Here is a 24,052-nt window from a genome sequence, read left to right on the forward strand (position 1 = left end):
TCTCCGCCTCCAGCCAAAGCTGGACGCCTACGAATCACACCCTGCCGCGCCGCATCCAATCACAAGCCGATTCCAGCCTGGGCTACTCGGGTCTAGGGTTGCCGCGAGCTTCGCCTGCAGCGTGTGGCGGCCGGCTGCCAAACGCCACGCGAACTGCTCGAGATCCTGCTTGGTCGGCACGTAGGGGGCGGTAGGGGGTGCGAGCTCGATAAGCGCGACGCTCGCGGCGACACTCGACTTGATGCCGGCCCCAGCGCGCCCGGCGCACCACTTCAGAACGCGATTGACCGCGCCGACGAGGTGGTGGGCCTGCCGCCCTTTACCGGCGCGCCAAGCATCGTCTTAAAGCCGCTTCACGTCCTCGTCCGTCAGGTCAGCGAGCAGTCGACCGTCCCAGCGCCCGCGCAACCACGGGCTGAACAGCCGGTTCCTGTAATCCACGTAGGTCTTCTCCGGCTTCACGGACTTGATATGGGCCAGGTACTCGTCACGGCCCCGCTCCCACGTCCAACCTGTCCGCGGCGCCGTCAATTCGCCTCTCAGGTCCTTGGGCAGGGCCTCCTCCCCCAGAGCCTCCTTCACGAAGAACGCGGCCGGGTCGTGCCCCTCCTTCGCCAGCAGCTTGCCCCCCTGGGCACGGGCGCGGATGACGTCGGGATCGTCGGCCTCGGTGACGAGGCCGACCTTCCGGGTTGTCTGGCCGATCTCAGCGACGTGTAGGCGGATGTCTCAGGAGACGGTCCTCTTTCTTACCCTGAGGCTCAGCCCCGGCACTCCGGTGTCTGGGATCTCCCCCTCAACGCCACCGGCCAGCATGCGCAACGCCAAGCGGACATCCTCGCGCCCAATACGCCGCGCGGCCAGCCGTCCGCCCTGCAGGGCTGCCTGCACTTTCCTGCCAGCCATCCGCGTGTCCTGTTGCTGACCCCGACCTCCGCCACAAAGGCAGTTTGGGAAACCACGGGGACACGGGCAAGGGCGGAACAATTATGATAGAGGTGATATACAGGCGACGGGACATGTAGATCTAAGTTACTGATAAATAATGGATCATATGGGATGCGCGTGGTCCGATACGAGGCGGAGAACTGATGCGTAATCAGTAGGTCCCCGGTTCAAATCCGGGTGTCGGCACCATGTTCCCTGGCGCAGGGCTGGCGCGGCCGAACTGCGGCCGCGCACCGCGATTCAGCCGAACACGTCGGCCGGCGAGTCCGCCCGCAGCCGCTCGCCAAGCTCCCTGCCGAGACGCGCCGCGTCCGAAGCCGAACCGCGCAGGCGCTGCTTCAGAAGAAAGGAACCATCGGCCCGCGCCACGAGCCCGGTCAGCTCCACATCGCCCTCCGGCCGCAGCCTCGCGTGGCCGCCGATCGGCGTGCGGCAGGAGCCGTCGAGCTCCGACAGCAGTGCCCGCTCGGCCGCGCTTGCGACAGCCGAATCGCAGTCCTGGATGATTGAGAGCATCTCGCGCAGTTCAATGTCGTCGGCGCGAACGGTGACGCCGACGATGCCCTGGCAGGCGGCTGGCACCATGATCTCCGGGTCGAGCACCTGGCCGGCCTCATGCTCCAGCTCCAGCCGGCGTAGCCCGGCAAGCGCCAGCAACGAAGCCTGCGGCCCGCCCTCGGCGCGCACCTTGGCCAGGCGCATCCCGACGTTTCCGCGGATCACCTCGACCTGGAGGTCGGGGCGCGCATGCAGCAGCTGGCTCTGCCGGCGGACCGAGGCGGTGCCGACAAGCGCACCGCGTGGCAGGCAGGCATAGGGATCACCGTCAGCCGCCGCGGCGCAGTGCGGCCCGAGCACGATGGCATCGCGCGCATCCTCGCGCCGCAGCGTGCAGGCCAGCACGATGCCGGGCGGCAACTCGGTCTCCAGGTCCTTCAAGCTGTGCACGGCGAAGTCGATCCGGCCATCGGACAGCGCCTCGTGGATCTCCTTCGCGAACAGCCCCTTGCCGCCGATATCGGCGAGCCGGCGGTCGAGCAGCTTGTCGCCGCTGGTGGCGATCACATGCTCCTCGAAGGCGTTCACCTCCCGCAGCAGCGGACAGACGCGGGTGATCAGCGAGAGGAAGTGCCGCGTCTGCCACAGCGCCAGCGGTGAGCCGCGGGTGCCGACCTTGAGCGGCAGGGCGCGCGAGGTGCCCTGGCGGTGCGGGTTGCCGGATCGGCCGGGCGCCCGCAGGCCTTCCAGCGGTGCGTCGAGCGAAGACAGTTTCATGCCGTTTCAGGCTCCGATGTTCTTGGCGCGAGCGTGCATGGTCAGGCCCGCGCAAAGCCGAAGAGGTGGGCCAGGTCCTTGAAGAAGATCCGCACATGCGCCATCGGATCGCGGCGCACGAGTTCCTTGTTCATGTAGCTCTGCCAGGTCAGGCGCTGGACGTCCTTGTCCTCGCAGATCTTGACGAACTTCTCGCGGCGCCTGTCCGACGAATACCAGAAATACTGCATGATCCCGAGGATCCAGAAGACGCGCCCGTGCTGCTTCATGAAGCGCTTGCGGGCCAGCGCGAGTGCTGCAGGGTTGCCGTTGGCGCAGAACTCCTCCGCCGCATCGGCGGCCAACCGCCCGCCGAGCATCGCGTAGTAGATCCCCTCGCCGGAGGCCGGCGCGACCACGCCCGCGGCGTCGCCGGCAAGCAGCACGTCACGACCGTTGTCCCACTTCTTCAGCGGCTTCAGCGGAATCGGCGCGCCCTCGTGGCGAATCGTCCGCAGCTTGTCGAAGCCCGTTGCCCTGCGCAGCTCGGCGACCGAGCCGCGCAGCGAGAAGCCCTTCTGCATCGAGCCGGTGCCGATGCTCACCGTCTCTCCATGCGGGAAGATCCAGGCGTAGAAATCGGGCGAGAGCTTGCCCTGGTAGTACACGTCGCAGCGGGTGCCGTCGTACTTTGCCATTCCGCCGGTGGGTGCTTCGACGATCTCATGGTAGGCGAAGACGCACTTCACCTTGTCGGCGCCCGGCACCGCCTGCTTGCCGACCTGGCTGCGCGCACCGTCGGCACCAATCACCAGCCGCGTGCGCACACGCCGCGGTGGTGCGCCATCCGCCGCATCCTTCGCCTGGTACTCCACCACCGCCACGCCGTCGGGATCATGAGCGATCCGGGTGAAGCTGCCGGTGGCGCGCACGGCGCCAGCCTCGGCGGCGCGTTCGCGCAGGAACTCGTCGAACACCTCGCGGTCCACCATGCCGACGTAGCCGCCGGTGTCGATCGGCATGTCCACCTCATGGTCCTTCGGCGAGACCATGCGTGCCGAGGTGATGCACGCGACGAGCAGATGCTGCGGGATGTCGAAATCGCGGATCAGGCGTGGCGGCACGGCGCCGCCGCAGGGCTTGATCCGCCCGGCCTTATCGAGCAGGAGGACCGAGCGACCCTTGCGCACCAGGTCATGCGCCGCAGTGGCGCCACATGGCCCGCCCCCCACCACGACGACGTCGAATGTCTCCGGCATCCCGCCGTCTCCTTCCCGCTCAACCACCAAGTGCCGCAGGCGCCGCCCGCCCGTAGCCGTCGCGCCGCCGCTGAATGGTGATGCCGATGCGCAGCGCCAGCAGCGCAGCGGCGAGGAACAGAACCGCATCCGCGAGGAACACAGCGCTGTAGCCGCCCACCACGCTGCCCGTGGCGAGCCGGCCGAAATCGAGGATCACCGTACCGAGGAAGCCGCCCAGCCCGAAGGCGATGGCCTGGGCCGCGCCGAACATGCCCATCCGCACGCCCTCGCGCCCCTGCCGGTCGCCGGCAACGAGCTGCATCATCGCGGCGATCGCGGCCGCGGCGAACACGCCGTTTGCCATGCCCAGCACGAAGAAGGCGGCGCGCAGCGGGAAAGAAGCGGTCGCGGCATGGGCGAAGGCCAGCGTGACCAGCATCGTGCACGCCAACAGGCAGCCGCCGACGATCCAGCCGCGCAGCACGTGCAGCCCGCCCCGGGTCAGGCTGCCGATCACCGCGATCAGGATCATCCCCGCCAGCACGCCGCCATGCTGCAGCGAGGAAAGCTGCGTCGATTCGCCGAGCGTCATGCCGAAGACGTTGCCGGCGAAGGGCTCCAGGATCAGGTCCTGCGCGCTGTAGGCCAGCATCGAGACGAAGACGAAGAGGGTGAAGTGGCGTGCCACCGGCTCCGCCCAGACCTCGCGCAGCGCCACCATGAAGGGCGTCTGCGCCAGTCTTGCCGCGCCAGCCGCCGCTCGCCGGCCCTCGATGCCTGCCACCGCCAGAAGGCTCACCAGGAAGGCGATGGCGCTCACGGCCGCGGTCACGCCCACCAGGCGCTCCGGCGAGTAGGGATCGAGCAGCCTGCCGGTGGTCGCGGTCGTCATCACGAAGCCGGCGATCATCATGATCCAGACGATGGAAGCCGCCGCAGGCTTGCGCGCCGGCGCCACCCGCGCCGCCAGCAGGACCAGCAGCGAGGTTCCCGCCGCGCCGACGCCCAGCCCGACCAGCAGGAAGGCGACCACGGCCAGCGCAATGCCCGGCAGCAGCGCATCGCCCATCCATGCGGTGGCCGCCGCCGCCAGCACGCCGCCAACGGCCAGCACCGCCATGCCGCCCACGATCCAGGGCGTGCGCCGCCCGCCCTGGTCGGAGCCGTGGCCGAGACGCGGCCGCAGCATCTGCACGGCATAGTGCAGCGCCACAAGCGCGCCGGGCAGCGTGGCGGGCAGCGCGTGCTCCACGACCATCACGCGGTTCAGCGCCGCCGTGGTCATCACGACGATCGCGCCGAGTGAAGTCTGCACCAGCCCGAGCCGCAGGATGCCGAGCCAGCCGAGTGGCGGCAGCGCATCGGCGTTCATGGCGCGCCTCCCGGAGCGAGGGCCAGCGCACTGGCCATCATGCCCGCGACATAGAGGGTCACACCGGCGCCGTTGTACCAGGGCGCCAGGCCGCGTGGATCGCGCAGCCATTTCCGCATCGAGAGCCCCTGCAAGGCCAGCAGCAGCGCGACGATGCCGGCGGTGATCGGCGCGCCCCAGGCCAGCAGCAGCGCCACCACGATCGCCTGCGGTGCGGCCATGACGATGCAGGCCACCCGCGCGGCGCGCTCCGCGCCCAGCATCACCGGCAGCGAGCGCAGGCCGAAGCGGCGGTCGCCCTCGATGGACTTGAAATCGTTCAGCGTCATGATGCCGTGCGCACCAAGGCCGTAGAGCACCGCCACCAACACCACGCGCGGGTCCGGCGCTGTGCCGGCAAGCACGGCCGCGCCGGTGATCCAGGGCAGCGCCTCATAGCTCAGCCCACAGGCCAGCGGCCCCCAGATGCCGTTCTGCTTCAGCCGGAGCGGCGGCGCGCTGTAGATCCAGGCGAGCACCACCGCCAGCACCGTCGCGCCGAACCCCCAGGGGCCGAGCAGCGCACCCACGCCGAGCGACACCCCGGTCCAGGCGAGCGCGACGTACAGGCCCCACCGCCCCGGCATCCGCCCGGACGGGATTGGGCGTTGCGGCTCGTTGATCGCGTCCACATGCCGGTCGAACCAGTCGTTGACCGCCTGGCTCATGCCGCAGACCAGCGGACCGGCGAGCAGGATGCCGAGCAGCGCCGGTGGCCAGCCTTCCCACAGCGAGGCGCCGGAGGCCGCGATGCCGCAGCCGAAGGCCCACATCGGCGGAAACCAGGTGATCGGCTTCAGCAGTTCCAGCACCACCGCCGGCGAAGGCCGGGCGACGGCAACGGGCGGGGCCAGGGGTGCAGGGCGCGCCATTGCTCAGCCCTCCTCGCCTTCGTCATTGCCGAGGTCGCCGAGGCCGTAGCGCCGCAGCTTCACATAGAGGCTCTGCCGGCTCAGCCCGAGCATCTCGGCGGCCGAGGCGCGGTTGTCGCCGGTGAGGTCCAGCGCCGCCTCGATGCAGAGCCGCTCGATGGCATCCGTCGCCTCGCGCACCAGGTCCTTCAACGGCACGCGGCCGATCAGCTCGGTGAGCTGCTCGACCGAACGCGTGGCGCCGCTGCCCGGCCGGGTCGCGGGCCTGATGCGGGCGCCGATGTCGCGGATCGCGAAGCCGAAACAGGGCTGCCCGCCCTGCGCCACGGAAACGGCAGAGATCTCGACCTCCGCCAGCCCGCCGAGCTCGCCGCGCAGCGTGCTGTTGTAGAGCCGCACCGCACCGCGGCTGCGCAGCGTCGCCAGCAGCACTTCGAACTCCACGCCCTGGCGGCCGAGCCAGCGCTCCAGCGCCACACCCCGCGCCTGCTCCTCGGCGGTGATCTGCACCATGTCGAGGAAGGCGGCATTGGCGGTGAGGATCGCGCCGTCCTGATCCGTCACGACCATGGCGTCCGGCACGCCTTCCACCACCCGCAGCAGCTGTTGCTTCGCGTCGGACAGGCCGCCATGATCCTGGTCGGACGGCGTCACTTCCAGCCGCACCAGGATCAGCAGCCCGCCTTCCTGGCGGAAGGTGGAGGCGGAAACCAGCACTTCCGGCCCGTCCTCGGCGAGGCGCGCGCGCAGGTCGTCCGCACGGCCGGCGCTGCGCAGCGTGGCCAGGAGCAGTTGCAGCGACTGTCGGTCGTCGGCGGCGAAGGCTTCGGGGAGTGGCCGCCCGGGCAGGCGCCGCGTGGCGTGCACGAACAGGCGCTGCGCCGCCGGGTTCGCCTCGAGCACGCGAAGCGACTCGGCGTCCAGCACCAGCAGCGGGTCCACCGACATCTGGAACAGCAGCCGGTAGCGGGTCTCGGCCTGGCGAAGGCGGGAATAGTCCCGCTCCATGGATTGCTGCACCTCGACCAGGCGCTGCTGCAGCTGCGAGAGGGGGCGCAGGTCGCGGCCGAACACCACGCGCCGGCCGGCCCGCCCAAGTGGCGCGATGGCGCAGAGGATCGGCAGCGTCGTGCCTTCCGCCGCAACGTGGTTCACATGCCGCCAGCGCGGCGCATCCCGCGGTCCGCCGCCGACAAGCAGCGCCTCCACCTTGCCGCGGCTGTCGCGGCTGACGGTGTCGATCCAGGGGCGGCCGACCCAGCCCTGCGCAACGCCGAGATCCCCCGCCAGCTCTTCGCTGCCGAAGCCGACGTCACGGATGGCCCCGCCCTCGTCAAGCACGAGGGCGAGGTCCGCCGACGCGACGACCAATTCGGCCGCTGCCTCCGCATCGAGGTGTCCGAGGGTCGTCCGTGGGGCTCTGAACGATTTCACGCGACATCCCGTCCTTCGTGCCGGGGGACCCCATCACCTACTCAACCTCCTGGTCTCGAAGCGCAGATTTCACACAGGCGTCGTCACAAGGAGCGGAGGGCGTCATTCCTCCCGGACAAGCAACGCAAGCAGAGTCTCGGCCTTGAGCACGGCCTGCTGGCCGTCGCTCGCGGTGGCATCGGCGCCGACCAGCGCGGTCAGCTCGGGGCGGTCGAGGAAGGCCTTGCCGCCCACCAGCACGCCGATCTGCGGATTGCGCGAGCCGCGGCGAATCTCCCGGATCAGCGCTGAGAGCGACTCGATCCTGGTGTCGCAGGCCAGCGAGAAGCCGACCATGCTGAACCACTGCTTGCGCACCATGGCGACGATCTCGCGCCCCGGTGCGCCGGTGGCGCTGTGCACGTCCCAGCCCTGGCGGCGGAAGAACTCGCCCACCATCAGCAGGCCGAAGCTGTGCTGCTCGCCGGGCGTGGGCGCCAGCAGCACGCGCCGGTCGGCGCCGCGTCGCCCGGGGCGTGGTCCGAAGGCCGGGCTGTTCTCCAGCACCAGCTGCTGCAGGCAGCAGAGGCCGATGGTCACGCTCGTGAAGTCGCAGCGATCGGCCGCCCAGAGATCGCCGAGATGCCGCGCCACCGGTGCCAGCAGCTCCAGATAGATGCGCTCGAGCGGCAGGTTGCGGGCGCGGAGCTCGGCGAGGAAGGTCGCTGCCCCGGCGAAGTCGCCCTGCATCGCGATGGCCGCCAGCGTCGTGACGTCGGCGGCGGTCGGCGGCTCGGCAGCTTCCGCGTGGGCGGGCCTGGCCAGTGCCTCGCGGGCGAGCAGCAGGCGGGGGATCACCTCGGCCTCGAGCGCCCTCGCGAGCACCGCGACGCGGCGATGCTCGGCCGCCCGGTTGCGCGGCGCCTGCAGCAGCGCCGGGGCGCCCCGCAGTTCGGCCGCGCAATGCCCGGCGGTGTAGCCGCCCGGCAGGCTCGTCACGCATTGCTGTCCGCTCTCACTCATCTCGGCCAGTGGCGCTCCGCCATTGATCGGTTCCGAGGCCATTGCCCTCTCCCCCCAGACTGTCAGGTCCCGCGGCTCGACTGTCAATCCCGATTTACGTCAATGACGCTTGACACTCGCTGCGATGCTTCTCTAGCCTTCGTCCACGAAGCGCGAAGAGGGGAGAGACAATGCAGAACCATCCCGCCCTCGTTGCTGGTGCCACCCTCGCTCGGATGGCCTCCCGCAGCGCGCCGCCTGTCAGGGCGGCGCAGCCCGCGCGACCCGAAGCGGACTGCCTTTGACCGAGGGTTGTCAAGCGATGCTTACACCGAACCGCCTTGCCGGCCTGATAGACGCGCTTGACAGCGCCCCGTGGGGGGTCGCGTCGGGGCGACGCCTGCCGCGCTGCGAATGCGCCGCCCCGCCCCTGTACACGCCGGAGGAGCGGGTGCGGCGCGACGCCTCGCCCTGGACCATGGTCCAGGGCGTGCTGGCGCCGCTGCAGTTCCTGGTCTTCCTGGTCAGCCTCGGCCTGGTGCTGAACTACCTGGCCACCGGCGAGGGGCTTGCCGCCGCCACCGCCTCCGTCGTGGTGAAGACGCTGGTGCTCTACACCATCATGGTCACCGGCTGCATCTGGGAGAAGCAGGTGTTCGGCCGCTGGCTGTTCGCACCGGCCTTCTTCTGGGAAGACGTGTTCAGCATGCTGGTGCTGGCGCTGCACACCGCCTATCTGGCCGCGGTGGCCACCGGCTTCGGCGACGCGCACGGCCAGATGCTGCTGGCGCTCGCGGCTTATGCCGCCTACGTCGTCAACGCAGCGCAGTTCGTGATGAAGCTTCGCGCGGCCCGGCGGCAGGAAACCTCCTCGATGTCCGGGCTGTCGGCCGCATGAGCCTGGCAGCTGTCCCCGCCGGCGGCTGCGCGACCGCGCCGGTGCTGCGCGAGCGGGGGCAGCATGAGGTGTTCTGCGGCCTTACCGGCATTGTCTGGTTGCATCGCAAGATCCAGGACGCGTTCTTCCTGGTGGTCGGCAGCCGCACCTGTGCGCATCTGCTGCAATCGGCCGCCGGCGTGATGATCTTCGCCGAGCCGCGCTTCGCCACCGCGATCATCGACGAGCGCGACCTGGCGGGCCTCGCCGACTGCAACGCCGAGCTCGACCGCGTGGTGACGCGCCTGCTGGAACGGCGCCCCGAAATCAGGCTGCTGTTCCTGGTCGGCTCCTGCCCGTCGGAGGTCATTAAGCTTGACCTCTCCCGTGCAGCGCAGCGCCTGTCCCAGCGCTTCACCCCCTCGGTGCGGGTGCTGAACTACTCCGGCAGCGGCATCGAGACGACCTTCACCCAGGGCGAGGATACTTGCCTCGCCTCGCTGGTGCCGGAGATGCCCGCCGAGCTTGGCAGCGCGCGCTCGCTGCTCGTCGTCGGCGCCTTGGCGGAGGTGGTCGAGGACCAGATGCTGCGCCATTTCGCGGCGCTCGGCGTTGGTCCGGTGCGCTTCCTCCCCGGCCGGACGGCGGCGGAGCTGGCGCCGATCGGGCCGGGCACCCGCTTCCTGCTGGCACAGCCATTCCTCGGCGACACCGCACGGCTGCTGGAATCGCGTGGCGCGACTCGCATCGCGGCACCCTTTCCGCTCGGCGCCGAGGGCACCACGCTTTGGCTGCGCGCCGCCGCCGAGACCTGGGGCTGCGACGAGGCACGCATCCGCGCAGTCACCGAACCCGGCGAGGCGCGTGCCCGCGCCGCGCTGTCCCGCCATCGCGAGCAGCTTGCTGGCCGCAGCATCTTCTTCTTCCCCGACAGCCAGCTGGAAATCCCGCTGGCGCGCTTCCTCGCGCGCGAGCTGGGCATGCGGCCCATCGAAGTCGGCACGCCCTATCTGCATCGCCAGATCATGGCGGAGGAGCTCGCGCTGCTGCCCGAAGGCACGCGGCTTTCCGAAGGCCAGCATGTGGACCGCCAGCTCGACCGCTGCCGCGCGGCGCAGCCGGACCTGACAGTCTGCGGCCTCGGCCTCGCCAATCCGCTGGAGGCGGAAGGCTTTGCGACCAAGTGGTCCATCGAGCTCGTGTTCACCCCCATCCAGGGCTACGACCAGGCGGGTGACCTTGCCGGCCTTTTCGCGCGGCCGCTGGTGCGTCGCACCAGGCTGGAGGTCTAGGCCATGCAGCTCTCGGTCTGGACCTATGAGGGGCCGCCGCATGTGGGAGCGATGCGCATCGCCACCGCGATGCGGGGCGTGCACTACGTGCTGCACGCGCCGCAGGGCGACACCTATGCGGACCTGCTGTTCACCATGATCGAGCGGCGCGCGGCGCGGCCGCCAGTGACCTACACCACCTTCCAGGCGCGCGACCTCGGCGGCGACACCGCTGAGCTGTTCAGGACGGCGGCGCGCGAGGCCTATGAGCGCTTCAAGCCGCAGGCGATGCTGGTCGGCGCCTCCTGCACGGCGGAGCTGATCCAGGACGATCCGGGCGGCCTGGCGAAGACGCTCGGCCTGCCCATCCCGGTGGTGCCGCTCGAGCTGCCGTCCTACCAGCGCAAGGAGAATTGGGGCGCCGCCGAAACCTTCTACCAGCTCGTCCGCGCATGCGCCGGCCCACAAGTTCCCGCGCCAGGCACGCAGCGGGCGCCCCGGGCGCCGGGCGTCGCGCCGCGGTGCAACCTGCTTGGCCCCACCGCGCTCGGCTTCCGCCATCGCGACGACGTCGTCGAGGTGTGCAAGCTGATCGAGGCGATGGGGATCGAGGTCTCGGTGGTCGCGCCGCTCGGCGCCACGCCGGCGGATCTCGCCCGGCTCGGCGAGGCCGATTTCAACGTCGTGCTGTATCCCGAGATCGCCGGCCTGGCCGTCGCCTGGCTGAAGCGCAGCTTCGGCCAGCCCTGCACCACCACGGTGCCGATCGGCGTCGGCGCAACGCGGCGCTTCTGCGCCGAGGTTGCGACGCTCGCCGGCCTCGCGCTGCCCGTGGAGGATCCCACGCTGCGGCTGCCCTGGTACTCGCGCTCGGTGGACAGCACCTATCTCACTGGCAAGCGCGTCTTCGTCTTCGGCGATGCCACGCATGCCGTCGCCGCGGCCAAGGTCGCCGCCTCCGAATTCGCCTTCGAGGTGGTGGGGCTGGGCACCTACAGCCGCGAATTCGCCCGCGAGGTTCGCGAAGCCGCGCGCGCCTTCGGGATCGAGCCGCTGATCACCGACGACTACCTGGAGGTCGAGCAGGCGATCGCCGCGCTGCAGCCCGAGCTCGTGCTGGGCACGCAGATGGAACGCCACATCGCCAAGCGGCTCGGCATTCCCTGCGCGGTGATCTCGGCGCCGGTGCATGTGCAGGACTTCCCGGCCCGCCACTCGCCGCAGATGGGCATCGAGGGTGCGAACGTCCTGTTCGACACCTGGGTCCATCCGCTGATGATGGGGCTGGAGGAACATCTGCTGGCGATGTTCCGCGACGATTTCGAGTTCAATGACGGCGCCGTGCCATCCCACCTCGGGTCGGGAAAGCAGGCGCAGACCGAGATGGGCATTGGGGCGGCGCCCGCCGCGCCGTCCGTGCCCGCGCCCGCGGTGGTGACTCCCCACGCCACCGCGGGCGACCCTATCCGATGGGGAACGGATGCGGAGCAGGAGCTGAGGAAGATCCCCTTCTTCGTGCGCGGCAAGGCCCGGCGCAACACGGAGCGCTTCGCGCAGGAGCGCGGCATCGGCGTGATCACGCTCGAGACCCTCTATGATGCCAAAGCCCATTTCTCCCGCTGAGGGCGCGCCGATGCGCGTCACCATCGTGACCATGGACAGCCACCTGGCGGGCGCGATGCTGCTGGCGCGCGGCGATCTCCGGCGGGAGATCCCGGGGCTTGAGCTCAGCGTGCACGCCGCCGATGAGTGGGCAAGCGACGAGGCCGCGCTGGCAGCCTGCAAGGCCGATATCGCACGCGCCGATATCGTCATCGCCACCATGCTGTTCCTGGAGGACCACATCGGTGCGGTGCTTCCCGCGCTCGCCGCGCGGCGCGATACCTGCGACGCCATGGTCTGCATGCTCTCCGCCGGCGAGGTGATGAAGCTCACGCGCATCGGCCGCTTCGACATGGGCGCCGAGGCCAGCGGGATCATGGGCCTGCTGAAGAAGCTGCGCGGCGCGAAGAAGGGCGGTGCCTCCTCCGGGCAGAAGCAGATGCGCATGCTGCGCGAATTGCCGCGGCTGCTGCGCTTCATACCCGGCACCGCACAGGATGTGCGCGCCTATTTCCTTGCGCTGCAATACTGGCTCGCCGGCAGCCGCGTGAACCTGGCGAACATGGTGCGCCTGCTGGTCAACCGCTACGCCGCCGGGCCGCGCCAGGCGCTGGCCGGCTCGTTGAAGGTGGCGCCGCCCGAACACTACCCTGATGTCGGCCTCTACCATCCGCGCATGACCGGACGCGTGGGCGAACGGCTGGACCAGCTTCCGCACGGCGGACGCTCCGGGACGGTCGGGTTGCTGATCATGCGCAGCTACGTGTTGGCGGGCAACGCGGCGCATTATGACGGCGTGATCGCGGCGCTGGAATCGCGCGGGCTCCGGGTGATCCCGGCCTTCGCCAGCGGCCTCGACAACCGCCCCGCCATCGAGCGCTTCTTCATGAAGGACGGCGTGCCGGCGGTGGATGCCGTGGTCTCGCTCACCGGCTTCTCGCTGGTCGGCGGCCCCGCCTACAATGATGCGCGCGCCGCCGAGGAGCTGCTGGCGCAGCTCGACGTGCCCTACATCAGCGCGCACCCGCTCGAGTTCCAGACGATGCGCCAGTGGCAGGCCGACCCGCGCGGGCTGCTGCCGGTGGAGGCGACGATGATGGTCGCCATCCCGGAGCTCGATGGCGGCATCTGGCCCATGACCTATGGCGGCCGCTGCGGCGCGGATGCCACCGGCAAGACCTGCCCCGGCTGCGACGGCGTCAGCTGTCAGCGCGACATGCGCCCGCATCCCGAGCGCACCGACCGCCTGGCGGAGCGCGTCGCCCGCCTCGTCGCGCTGCGCCGCTCGCAGCGGCGCGAGCGCAAAGTCGCGATGGTGCTGTTCAGCTTTCCCCCGAATGCCGGCAACATCGGCACCGCCGCCTATCTCGGCGTCTTCGAATCGCTGCTCAACACGCTGCGCGCGATGGATGCCGCCGGCTATGCGGTGGAGGTGCCGGAGAGCGTGGACGCGCTGCGCGACCGCGTGCTGCATGGCAACGCGGCGCAGTTTGGCGCGATCGCGAATGTCGCCGCGCGCATCAGCGCCGACGACCATGTCCGGCGCGAGCCCTACCTGGCCGACATCGAGCGGCAATGGGGCCCGGCGCCGGGCCGCGCGCAATCGGATGGCGCAAGCATCCATGTGCTCGGTGCGCGCTTCGGCAACGTCTTCATCGGCATCCAGCCCGGCTTTGGCTGGGAGGGCGACCCGATGCGGCTGCTGTTCGAACGCGGGTTCGCGCCGACGCATGCCTTCAGCGCCTTCTATCGCTGGATCCGCGAGGATTTCGGTGCCCATGCCGTGCTGCATTTCGGCACCCATGGCGCGCTGGAGTTCATGCCGGGCAAGCAGGCCGGCCTCTCGGCCGAGTGTTGGCCGGACCGGCTGATCGGCGTGCTCCCCAACTTCTATCTCTACGCCTCCAACAACCCGTCGGAGGGCATGCTCGCCAAGCGGCGCGCGGGTGCGGCGCTGATCTCCTACCTGACGCCGCCGGTTGCGAATGCCGGGCTGTATCGCGGCCTGCTGGACCTGAAGGCGTCGCTCGACCGCTGGCGCGGGCTCGATCCCGCCTGCGATCCGGGCGTGCGGCAAGCGCTGGCGGAGCTGGTGCAGGCGCAGGCCGCGGCGGTGGATCTGGCGCCGGCCGAACCCGCCTGGCCGGCCGGGGAATTGCAGGGCCGCGTGTTGAAGCTCACCGAGGCGCTGCTCGAACTGGAGTACACGCTGATCCCGCACGGCCTGCACGTGATCGGCGAGGTGCTGACGCGCCAGCAGCGTGGCGAGACGCTCGACGCCGCCGGCGTGACGGATGCCGCAGAGCGCGCGCGGCTCGATGCGCTGCTCGCCAGCGATCCGGAACTGCCGGCGATCCTGCATGCGCTTGATGGCGGCTACATCCGCCCCGCGCCTGGCGGCGACCTTCTGCGCACCACCGCGGTGCTGCCGACCGGGCGCAACCTGCACGGCTTCGACCCCTTCAAGATCCCCTCCGCCTTCGCCGTGCAGGACGGCGCCCGCCAGGCGGACCGGCTGCTGGCGCGGCATCGGGAGGAAGCGGGCAGCCTGCCGGAGACGGTCGCGATCGTCCTCTGGGGCACCGACAACCTGAAGACCGAGGGCGGTCCGATCGCCCAGGCGCTGTGGCTGATGGGCGCGGAGCCGCGGCACGACAGCTACGGCCGCGTCACCGGCGCGAAGCTCATCCCGCTGGAGCGGCTCGGCCGGCCGCGGGTGGACGTGATGGTCACGCTCTCCGGCATCTTCCGCGACCTGTTGCCGCTGCAGACGAAGCTGCTGGCGGAAGCCGCGCTGCTCGCCGCCGAGGCGGACGAGCCGACGGCCGAGAACTTCATCCGCAAGCACGCGCTGGCCTATCAGGCGCAGCATGGCGGCGAGATCGCGCAAGCGGCGCTGCGGGTCTTCGGCAATGCCGAGGGCGCCTACGGCTCCAACGTCAACGGCATGATCGACGCCGGCGTCTGGACCGATGAGGACGAGCTCGCCGAGACCTATGTCCGCCGCAAGGGCTTCGCCTATGGCGTGGACGGCAAGCCGGCCCGCCAGGACAAGGTGCTCACGCATCTCCTGGGAAGCGTCGAGGTGACCTACCAGAACCTCGACAGCGTGGAGGTCGGGCTGACCAGCATCGACCAGTATTTCGATACGCTCGGTGGCATCAGCCGCGCCGTCCGCCGCGCCCGCAACGGCGCCGAGGCCGCGGTCTATGTCGGCGACCAGACGCGCGGCGAGGGCACCATCCGCACCGTGGCCGAGCAGGTTGCGCTGGAAACCCGGACCCGCGCGCTCAATCCCAAATGGTTCGAGGCGCTGCTCGCCCATGGCTACGAGGGTGTGCGGCAGATCGAGGCGCAGGTCACCAACACCATGGGCTGGTCGGCCACCACCGGCCAGGTCGCCCCCTGGATCTACCAGCAGCTGGCGCAGACCTACATGCTCGACGCCGAGATGCGCGCCCGGCTGGCGAAGCTCAATCCGACCGCCTCGGTCCGCATCGCGAATCGCCTGATCGAGGCGCATGAGCGCAGTTACTGGCAGCCCAGCGAAGACACGATCGAGGCCCTCCGCCGCGCTGGCGAGGAACTCGAGGACAGCCTTGAAGGCATTGCCGTGGAGATGGCCGCGTGACCGTGATCATGAGACCGCCGCCGAATTCCAGCGTCTCCCGCCTTGGGGATGGCGAGGGCAGCGTGCAGGTGCACGCCGATCCCGCCGCCAAGATCGAGGGCGCCACCGTCTTCGCGGTCTATGGCAAGGGCGGCATCGGCAAGAGCACGACCAGCTCGAACCTTTCCGTCGCCTTCAGCAAGCTCGGCAAGCGCGTGCTGCAGATCGGCTGCGACCCCAAGCACGACAGCACGTTCACGCTGACCGGCCGGATGATCCCGACGGTCATCGACGTGCTGGATGGCGTCGGCTTCCACGCCGAGGAACTGCGGCCCGAGGATTTCGTCGTCGAAGGCTACAACGGCGTGCTCTGCGTCGAGGCAGGTGGTCCGCCGGCCGGCACCGGCTGCGGCGGCTACGTGGTCGGCCAGACGGTCAAGCTGCTCAAGGAGCACCACCTGCTCGAGGAGACGGACATCGTCATCTTCGACGTGCTGGGCGACGTGGTCTGCGGCGGCTTCGCGGCACCCCTGCTGCATGCCGACCGCGGCCTGATCGTCGCGGCGAATGATTTCGACAGCATCTTCGCGATGAACCGCATCGTCTCCGCGATCAAGGCCAAGGCCGTCAACTACAACGTCCGGATCGGCGGCGTGATCGTCAACCGCTCGGACGACACCGACCAGATTGAGAAGTTCAACGCCGCGACCGGCATGAAGACGCTGGCGCACTTCCCCAACCTCGACGCCATTCGCCGCTCTCGCCTGGCGAAGAAGAGCCTGTTCGAGATGGGTGACGCGCCGGAAATCGTCGCCGTACAGGACGAGTATCTCCGCCTCGCTGCATCGCTGCTGGCCGGCGTGACGCCGCTGGAGGCCACGCCGCTCAAGGACCGCGACATCTTCGACCTGCTGGGCTTCGACTGATGCCGACCGCCAGCTACCAGGCACGCCGCGGCGAGCTGCACGAGTATTTCGACCGCACCGCGCTGCGGGCGTGGGAGCGACTGACCTCGGACGCGCCGGTCAGCGGAATCCGCGCCACGGTCCGTGCCGGTCGTGATGCGATGCGCGCGACGCTGCTCTCCTGGCTGCCGGCAGACATGACCGGCCTGCGCCTGCTCGATGCTGGCTGCGGCACCGGCGCGCTGGCGGTCGAGGCGGCGAAGCGCGGGGCGCAGGTGGTGGCGGTGGACATCGCGCCGGGTCTGGTCGCACTGGCGAAGGAGCGCGCGGGCGCCGAGCACGGCGTCGGCAGGGTGGAGTTCCTGGTCGGCGACATGTTCGACCCTGCGCTCGGCCGGTTCGACCATGTCGTCGCAATGGACAGCCTGATTCACTACCGGCCGGAGGATACGGTGCGCGTCCTGGCCGGCCTGGCTGCACGCACCGATGCCACCATGGCCTTCACCTTCGCGCCGCGCACCGCACTGCTGAGCGCGATGCATGCGGCAGGGCGCTTCTTCCCGCGGGGCGACCGCGCGCCTGCCATCGTGCCGGTCGCCGACGCCTTGCTGCGCCGGCTGGTCGGGCGCGAACCCGACCTGTCGGGCTTTGCCGTCGGCCGCGACCGGCGGATCGCCAGTGGCTTCTACACTTCCCACGCGATGGAGCTCGCGCGGCGATGAACCGGATCGAGGCACGCATGGCGCGGGTCTGGACGCGGGTGGGGAGCCACATGCTCCCCTTCGCGGACACCACATCGGCCGAGGTGCCGATGTCCCGCCTGTTGCGCCTCTCGCTGTTCCAGATCTCCTGCGGAATGGTGGCGGTGCTGCTGATCGGCACGCTGAACCGCGTGATGATCGTGGAACTGCAGGTGTCGGCTGGCCTGGTCGCCAGCATGCTCGCACTGCCGCTCGTCTTCGCGCCGCTCCGGGCGTTGATCGGGTTCCGGTCCGACACCCACCGTTCGCTGCTCGGCTGGCGGCGCGTGCCGTATCTCTGGCTGGGCACCATCGTCCAGTTCTCCGGCCTGGCGATGATGCCCTTCGCGCTGATCGTGCTTTCGGGCGATACCTGGGCGCCGGCCTGGGTGGCTCAGGTCGCGGCGGCCATCGCGTTCCTGCTCGTTGGCGCCGGGATGCACACGGTGCAGACCGTCGGCCTGGCGCTCGCCAGCGACCTGGTGCCGCAGAAGGCGAAGCCGAACGTGGTGGCACTGCTCTCGCTGATGCTGCTCCTCGGGATGGTGCTCTCCGCCGTCATCTTCGGGCTGCTGCTCGCGGATTTCAGCCAGCTTCGCCTGATACAGGTGATTCAGGGCAGCGCCGCGGCGACGCTGGTTCTCAACTTCATCGCGCTGTGGAAGCAGGAGGCCCGCGATCCCTCTCGCACGCAGGGCCGGCAGCAGGGAGATCCCGGATTCCTGGAGAGCCTGCGGGCGCTGCAGGCGAGCGGGCCATGGAATCGTCGCCTGCTCGCGGCCGGGCTGGGTGCGGCGGGCTTCGCGATGCAGGATGTCCTGCTCGAGCCCTATGGCGGGCAGATCCTCGGGCTCGGCGTTGGCGCGACGACCGGGCTGACGGCGCTGCTGGCCGGCGGCGGGGCGGTCGGCTTCATCCTCGGCGCGCGCTGGCTGGGCAATGGCGCGGATGCGCATCGCCTCACCGCCTACGGTGCCCTGGTCGGCGTTTTCGCCTTTGGCCTGGTGATTCTCTCCGGTCCGACCGGCTCGGTGGCAGCGTATGCCGCGGGCGCCCTGTTCATCGGCCTGGGCGGTGGGCTCTTCAGCCATGCCACGCTCACCTCCTGCATGCGCTTCGCGCCGCCCGGGCAGACCGGGCTTGCACTCGGCGTCTGGGGCGCGGTGCAGGCAACGGCGGCGGGGTCGGCAATCGCGGCCGGCGGAATCATCCGCGACCTGCTGCATGCGCTCGATACGCGGGGCGCGCTTGGCGAGGCGCTGTCCGGTCCCGCCACCGGATACGTCGCTGTCTACCTGATCGAGATTGTCCTGCTTTTCGCCACCTTGGCCGTGGTCGGTCCGCTCGTGCGTGGCACGGGCGCGTCCCGCACGCGACCGCAACCGGGCCCCGGCGTCGCCGGGTCCGCCCACGTCTGAGGGATCAACGGAGGTCCGCCATGCAGTCTGTCCCGACTTCGGTCTTCCAGGACCTTGCGGCATTGTCGCTCTACCTGTTCTTCGCCTTCTTCCTGGGCCTCGTTCTGTGGTTGCACCGCGAGGGCAAGCGCGAGGGCTACCCGCTGATCTCGGACCGTGTCGGCCACCCGCTGCGCGCCCCGATCGAGGGGTTCCCGGCGACGCCGGATCCGAAGGCATTCCTGCTGCCCCATGGCCATGGCACGGTGCTCGCACCCGGCCCGCGCGTGGAACGGGACATGACGAGCCTGCTGACGCCCTATGACGCCTTCCCGGGCGCATCGCAGGTGCCGACCGGCGATCCGATGCATACCGGTGTCGGCACGGCCTCCTACGCGGAGCGTGCGGACACGCCGGACATCACCTGGGACGAGGGCGATCCGAAGATCGTGCCGCTGCGCGCAGCAGCTGGCTGGACCGTGGCGGAGGACGATCCCGAGATCCGCGGGCGGCCGGTGTTCGGGCTGGATCGCAAGGTCGCCGGCACCGTGGTGGACCTCTGGGTGGACAAGTCCGATGTGCTGCTGCGCTATGTCGAGGTGGAGGTCGTCGGCAGTGGCAAGCGCGTGCTGATCCCGCTCGGCGTCGTCTCCTGGCGCGGCGAAGGCCCGGTGAAGTGCGAGACGGCAACCTGCGCACAGATCGCCGCCGCGCCGACCACCGCCCACCCCGAGCGCGTGACGCTGCGCGAGGAGGACCGCATCAGCGGCTATTTCGGCGGCGGCGAGCTCTACGCTCAGCCCGGTGACAGCGAGCCCTTCGCATGAGCGCTTCGACCCGACCCACTTTCAGCGAGCACGACGCCGAGCCTGTGCCGGGCCTTCCCGGCCCGTTGCCGGCGGGCGAGACGATCCTCTGGCAGGGCGCACCACGATGGGGTGGCCTGGCCCGCCGCGCGCTGCACCTGCGCGGCCTTGGCGTCTACTTCTTCCTGCTCGCGGTCTGGCGCGGCGGTGCGCTCTCAGCCGATGGCGTGGGCGTGCAGGATGCGCTGCTCGGCGCGCTGTTCATCATAGCACTCGGCGCAATCCCGCTCGGGATGCTGGCGGGTTTCGCCTGGCTTTCGGCGCGGACCACCCTCTACACCGTCACCAACCGGCGTGTCGTGGTGCGTACCGGCGTGGCGCTGCCGCTGACCGTGAACATCCCCTTTGCCGTGATCGGCAGTGCAGCGGTGGCACGGCATGGCGACGGCACGGGCGACATCGCGCTGCAGGTGATGGCACCCCATCGCATCTCCTGGCTTGCGCTCTGGCCGCACACGCGGTCCTGGCGCATCACCCGCCCGGAGCCGACGCTCCGTGCGGTGCCGGAGCCGGAGGCCGTGGCCCAGTTGCTTGGGCGGGCGCTGGCCGCGGCGGCCTCGATGCCGGTGCGCGCAGTCCCGGCTTCGGCCGCGCAACGTCCGGCCGGGCAGGGCTCGGCTGAAGCGATGGCCTGAGGGAGGCACGCGAATGGCACAGGCGCTTTCCCACAAGCCGGCAGTGTCCCGCGGGCTGATGCTCGGCACGGTGCTGGTGATCGCGGGGACGCTGGCGCTCGCCTCGCTTGGCCATCGTGCGCCGCTCGATCCCGCGGCGGCGGGGGCGCGCCCGGTGGCCGAGCGCGACCTGCGGTTTGCGGATCGCGCGGATGGCGCCATCGTGGTGACGGATGCGCGCAGCGGCCGCGTGGTGGTGACGCTGCCGCCCGGCAGTGAGGGCTTCGTCCGCGGCGCGATGCGCGGCCTGGTGCGCGAGCGGAATCGCGAATCGCTCGGCATGCAAGCGCCCTTCCACCTCGCGGCCTGGCCGGATGGCCGCCTGACCCTGGAGGACACCGCCACCGGGTTGTTCATGGAACTGCACGCCTTCGGCAAGACGAATGCGGAGGCATTCCTGCGTTTGTTGTCAACAGAGGAGTAGACGCCATGACGGACCACTGGGGAGTGGGCCGGGCGATCTTCGGCGGAAAGACAGTCGAAGTGCCCTGCACAGTGGAAATCGAGAGGACTGCGGAGTTCTTCCACGCCAACGCCATCCCGGAAGGGATCGAACTCAGGCCCGGCGACCGCGTGCTGGTGCACGGCGCGCCCGACCATGTCGAGTTCGGCGAACGTGTCAGCTTCGAGACGACCGCGACCGTCTATCGCGCCGGCCCGATCGAACGCTTCTGGACGCAATGGTCCGCGCTGTTCGAACTGACCGAGCTCTATCACTGCGGCTTCGAGCCGAAGGAGGCCGCATGAACGCCATGACACCGGGCGGCCGGCCGTCCTCCTCGTCGGAGAGCACCAAGCTCGCGATGACCGAGACGGTCCTCTCGCCGCGCTTCTACACCACCGACTTCGCGGCCATGGACGCGATCAGCGTCGAGCCGGTGCGCGAGCAGTGGGACAGGCTGATGGCGGAATTCCACGCCGACCCGAACAAGGGCCACTTCATCCGCACCGCGGAATTCGACGCCTTCGACATCAACACCCTGCCCGAGCCGCTGCAGAAGGAGTTCCTGGAATTCCTGGTCAGCAGCGTGACGGCGGAATTTTCCGGCTGCGTGCTCTACGCCGAGATCAAGAAGCGCGTCACCAACCCGGACATGAAGGACCTGTTCGGCGTCATGGCGCGCGATGAGAGCCGCCATGCCGGCTTCATCAACGATACGCTGAAGGACATGAATGTCGGCGTGGACCTCGGCTTCCTGACACGGGCGAAGAAGTACCACTACTTCCAGCCGAAGTTCATCTTCTACGCCACCTACCTCTCCGAGAAGATTGGCTATGCCCGCTACATCACCATCTTCCGCCAGTTCGAACGGCATCCCGAGCTGCGCATCCACCCGATCTTCAAGTGGTTCGAGAAATGGTGCAACGACGAGTTCCGGCACGGCGAAGCTTTCGCTCTGCTGATGCGTGCGAACCCGGATCTGGTGAAGGGCGTGAACCGCTATTGGGCGCGGTTCTTCCAGCTTGCGGTCTTCGCCACCATGTATGTGCGTGACCACGCCCGGCCGGAATTCCACAAGGCGCTGGGCATGGATGCCACCGAGTACGACATGCGCGTCTTCCGCATCACCGAGGAGATTTGCCGCCAGGTCTTTCCCGACACCCTCGATGTGGACAATCCCGCCTTCCTGCGCGGGCTGCAGCGGCTGAACCGCCTCGCGGAGGCGATGGGCCGGGCGAAGGCGCAGGGCGGCATCGTGGGCAAGGCGAAGCAGCTCGGCCTTTCGGCGGCCGCGGCTGCGACCTTCGGGCGGCTCTACCTGCTGCGTCCGCGCCGCCATGCGCTGCCGGACGACGTGCGCCTTTCACCGGCCTGGTAGGAGAGGCCACCGGCATGGCCGAGTACGGTCTTCCTGCCCTGTTCACGCTCCTGCTGTGGTGGTTCAGCACGGGGTTGATCATCTACCTGGACGGGCTGCGGCGGGAGACCTTCCGCTGGACCATGCTGGGCGCGACCGCGCTGCTGGTGGCCGCGTTGGCCGGGCTGCATGCGCTGGCCCAGGATACCAGCACGGCAGGCGCCTGGCTCGGCTTCATCTGCGGCGTGCTGTGCTGGGCGTGGATCGAGATCGCGTTCCTCACCGGCATGGTCACCGGGCCGCGCCGCACCGCCATTCCGCGCACGCTCAGAGGTTGGCCGCGGCTGCGCGCGGCGCTTGCCGCGCTGCTGTGGCACGAGCTGGCGATCATCGCCATGGCGGCGGCGATCGTCGCGCTGACCTGGGAGGCGCCGAACCAGATCGGCACCTGGACCTTCATGGCCTTCTGGATCATGCGGCAGAGCGCCAAGATCAACGTCTTCCTCGGGGTTCGCAACTTGTCGGAGAGTTTCCTGCCGGATCATCTCCGCTACCTCGAGAGTTACTTCGCGCGCCGGCGGATGAACGGGCTGTTCCCCGCCTCGGTACTGGCCGGCGTCACCACCTGCGTGCTGCTGGCGCTCGCCGCGCTGGCGCCGGAGGCGACGCGGCACGAGGCGGTCGGCTTCACCCTGCTCGCCACGCTGGTGGCGCTCGGGCTGGTCGAGCATATCTTCATGGTGCTGCCGGTCTCGGCCGACGCGCTGTGGCGCTGGGGCCTCGCCTCCCGCCCCGCCGCGCAGGAGGCCCGGCCGAAGCCGTCGAGCTGCGCATGAGGATGCGCGGCCCGACCCTCACCTACGCCTCGGCCATCCCCGAGGCCACCCGCCGCGTTGCGCCGCCGCGACCGGGTCTGATGCTACCGGCGCCAACGGCTCACTGGGGGCAGTCATGAATTACGAGAGCTTCTTCCGGTCCCAGCTCGACGGCCTGCGGCGTGAGGGCCGCTACCGCGTCTTCGCCGATATCGAGCGCAAGGCCGGCGCCTTCCCGCGCGCCATCCGTCACGATGCCGGCAAGACCCGCGAGGTGACGGTGTGGTGCTCCAACGATTATCTCGGCATGGGCCAGCACCCGAAGGTGCTCGCCGCGATGCATGCGGCGCTGGATCGCTACGGCGCCGGTGCCGGCGGCACGCGCAACATCTCCGGCACCAACCACGCGCATGTGCTACTGGAGGCGGAGCTTGCCGACCTGCACGGCACCGAATCGGCGCTGCTGTTCAACTCCGGCTACATGTCGAACTGGGCGACCTTGTCCACGCTGGCCGGGCGGATGCCGGGCTGCGTGATCGTCTCGGACGAGATGAACCACGCCTCGATGATCGAGGGCATGCGCCACAGCCGTGCGGAGCGCCGCCTGTTCCGCCACAATGACGTGGCCGATCTGCGCCGCGTGCTGGCGGAGCTGCCGCCCGATGCGCCGAAGCTGGTCGCCTTCGAGAGCGTCTATTCGATGGATGGCGACATCGCGCCGATCGCCGCGATCTGCGATGCGGCCGACGAGTTCGGCGCCATGACCTATTGCGACGAGGTGCATGCCACCGGCCTCTACGGCGCACGTGGCGGCGGCATCACCGAGCGTGACGGCGTGGCGCACCGCATCACCGTCATCGAGGGCACGCTCGCCAAGGCCTTCGGCGTGATCGGCGGCTACATCGCAGGGTCGGCCGCGATGGTGGATTTCGTGCGCAGCTTCGCCTCCGGCTTCATCTTCTCCACGGCCTTGCCGCCGGCTGTGGCTGCCGGGGCGCGCGCCGCGATCCAGCATCTGAAGCAGAGCAACGTGGAACGCGAGGCGCTGCAGGAACGTGCCCGCACGCTGCGGCGGCGACTGGATGCGATCAACGTCCCGCACCTCGAGAACCCCAGCCATATCGTGCCGGTGATGGTCTATGATCCGGTGCAGTGCAAGATGATCAGCGACCTCCTGCTGGACCGCTACGGCGTCTATGTGCAGCCGATCAACTACCCCACCGTGCCGCGCGGCACGGAGCGGCTGCGCATCACGCCCGGCCCGATGCACGGCGACGCCGACATGGATCACCTCGTTGCCAGCCTGGAAGCCGTGTGGGCGCAGTTCAGCCTGAGGCGCGCTGCATGATGGATGC

20 protein-coding genes are annotated in these 24,052 nt (G+C 69.7%); 14 read left to right on the forward strand and 6 right to left on the reverse strand.

Features of this window, described 5'->3' with window-relative positions:
- Positions 1-1,188: 1,188 nt before the first annotated feature.
- The 6 genes from hemC to ACESM1_RS15130 all read right to left on the reverse strand — a co-directional run bounded on the left by hemC (position 1,189) and on the right by ACESM1_RS15130 (position 8,204).
- Complete coding sequence (hemC, locus tag ACESM1_RS15105; RefSeq protein ID WP_372621373.1) at positions 1,189-2,223, reverse strand: hydroxymethylbilane synthase; 1,035 nt, start codon at positions 2,221-2,223, stop codon at positions 1,189-1,191.
- A 41-nt stretch (positions 2,224-2,264) separates the two neighbouring features.
- Positions 2,265-3,461, reverse strand: a complete 1,197-nt coding sequence (locus ACESM1_RS15110) for a geranylgeranyl diphosphate reductase (protein ID WP_372621375.1) — start codon at positions 3,459-3,461, stop codon at positions 2,265-2,267.
- A 19-nt stretch (positions 3,462-3,480) separates the two neighbouring features.
- Entirely contained in the window at positions 3,481-4,815 is a 1,335-nt protein-coding gene (locus ACESM1_RS15115) for a BCD family MFS transporter (protein WP_372621377.1), read from the reverse strand.
- A complete protein-coding gene (gene chlG, locus ACESM1_RS15120; RefSeq protein ID WP_372621379.1) occupies positions 4,812-5,726 on the reverse strand; it encodes a chlorophyll synthase ChlG in 915 nt (304 codons plus the stop codon). The genes ACESM1_RS15115 and chlG overlap by 4 nt, the downstream gene beginning before the upstream one ends.
- A 3-nt stretch (positions 5,727-5,729) precedes the next feature.
- Entirely contained in the window at positions 5,730-7,097 is a 1,368-nt protein-coding gene (ppsR, locus tag ACESM1_RS15125) for a transcriptional regulator PpsR (RefSeq protein ID WP_372621381.1), read from the reverse strand.
- Between the two features lie 165 nt (positions 7,098-7,262).
- Positions 7,263-8,204 carry a B12-binding domain-containing protein gene (locus ACESM1_RS15130; protein WP_372621383.1) on the reverse strand — a complete coding sequence of 314 codons (942 nt, stop codon included), beginning with the start codon at positions 8,202-8,204 and terminating at the stop codon, positions 7,263-7,265.
- Between the two features lie 259 nt (positions 8,205-8,463).
- Between ACESM1_RS15130 and bchF the strand changes: the two genes are divergently transcribed.
- The 14 genes from bchF (at position 8,464) to hemA (ending at position 24,045) form a co-directional block, all read left to right on the forward strand.
- Positions 8,464-9,039: a 2-vinyl bacteriochlorophyllide hydratase gene (bchF, locus tag ACESM1_RS15135; RefSeq protein WP_372621385.1), complete on the forward strand. Its 576-nt coding sequence runs from the start codon at positions 8,464-8,466 to the stop codon at positions 9,037-9,039.
- On the forward strand, positions 9,036-10,310 hold the full coding sequence (locus ACESM1_RS15140; RefSeq protein ID WP_372621387.1) for a ferredoxin:protochlorophyllide reductase (ATP-dependent) subunit N: 1,275 nt from the start codon (positions 9,036-9,038) through the stop codon (positions 10,308-10,310). Before bchF ends, ACESM1_RS15140 begins: the two co-directional genes overlap by 4 nt.
- 3 nt (positions 10,311-10,313) lie before the next feature.
- Positions 10,314-11,912, forward strand: a complete 1,599-nt coding sequence (gene bchB, locus ACESM1_RS15145) for a ferredoxin:protochlorophyllide reductase (ATP-dependent) subunit B (protein ID WP_372621389.1) — start codon at positions 10,314-10,316, stop codon at positions 11,910-11,912.
- 10 nt (positions 11,913-11,922) lie between these two features.
- Positions 11,923-15,522, forward strand: coding sequence for a magnesium chelatase subunit H (locus ACESM1_RS15150; protein WP_411278369.1), 3,600 nt, complete (start codon positions 11,923-11,925; stop codon positions 15,520-15,522).
- Between the two features lie 8 nt (positions 15,523-15,530).
- Entirely contained in the window at positions 15,531-16,427 is an 897-nt protein-coding gene (gene bchL, locus ACESM1_RS15155) for a ferredoxin:protochlorophyllide reductase (ATP-dependent) iron-sulfur ATP-binding protein (protein ID WP_372621586.1), read from the forward strand.
- Positions 16,427-17,128, forward strand: a complete 702-nt coding sequence (gene bchM, locus ACESM1_RS15160; RefSeq protein ID WP_372621393.1) for a magnesium protoporphyrin IX methyltransferase — start codon at positions 16,427-16,429, stop codon at positions 17,126-17,128. Before bchL ends, bchM begins: the two co-directional genes overlap by 1 nt.
- Entirely contained in the window at positions 17,125-18,564 is a 1,440-nt protein-coding gene (locus tag ACESM1_RS15165; protein ID WP_372621395.1) for an MFS transporter, read from the forward strand. Before bchM ends, ACESM1_RS15165 begins: the two co-directional genes overlap by 4 nt.
- Before the next feature lie 20 nt (positions 18,565-18,584).
- Positions 18,585-19,370, forward strand: a complete 786-nt coding sequence (gene puhA, locus ACESM1_RS15170) for a photosynthetic reaction center subunit H (protein WP_372621397.1) — start codon at positions 18,585-18,587, stop codon at positions 19,368-19,370.
- The gene (gene puhB, locus ACESM1_RS15175; protein ID WP_372621399.1) at positions 19,367-20,044 is read left to right on the forward strand and encodes a photosynthetic complex putative assembly protein PuhB; all 678 of its coding nucleotides are present in this window, start codon (positions 19,367-19,369) and stop codon (positions 20,042-20,044) included. The genes puhA and puhB overlap by 4 nt, the downstream gene beginning before the upstream one ends.
- Positions 20,045-20,057: 13 nt before the next feature.
- On the forward strand, positions 20,058-20,507 hold the full coding sequence (puhC, locus tag ACESM1_RS15180; protein ID WP_372621400.1) for a photosynthetic complex assembly protein PuhC: 450 nt from the start codon (positions 20,058-20,060) through the stop codon (positions 20,505-20,507).
- 5 nt (positions 20,508-20,512) lie between these two features.
- Entirely contained in the window at positions 20,513-20,830 is a 318-nt protein-coding gene (locus ACESM1_RS15185) for a hypothetical protein (RefSeq protein ID WP_372621402.1), read from the forward strand.
- On the forward strand, positions 20,827-21,903 hold the full coding sequence (gene acsF / locus ACESM1_RS15190; RefSeq protein WP_372621404.1) for a magnesium-protoporphyrin IX monomethyl ester (oxidative) cyclase: 1,077 nt from the start codon (positions 20,827-20,829) through the stop codon (positions 21,901-21,903). The genes ACESM1_RS15185 and acsF overlap by 4 nt, the downstream gene beginning before the upstream one ends.
- Positions 21,904-21,917: 14 nt before the next feature.
- Entirely contained in the window at positions 21,918-22,718 is an 801-nt protein-coding gene (puhE, locus tag ACESM1_RS15195) for a putative photosynthetic complex assembly protein PuhE (RefSeq protein WP_372621406.1), read from the forward strand.
- Between the two features lie 115 nt (positions 22,719-22,833).
- On the forward strand, positions 22,834-24,045 hold the full coding sequence (gene hemA, locus ACESM1_RS15200) for a 5-aminolevulinate synthase (RefSeq protein WP_372621408.1): 1,212 nt from the start codon (positions 22,834-22,836) through the stop codon (positions 24,043-24,045).
- Positions 24,046-24,052: the final 7 nt, after the last annotated feature.

The organism is Falsiroseomonas sp., from assembly GCF_041690465.1.
Lineage (GTDB): Bacteria > Pseudomonadota > Alphaproteobacteria > Acetobacterales > Acetobacteraceae > Falsiroseomonas.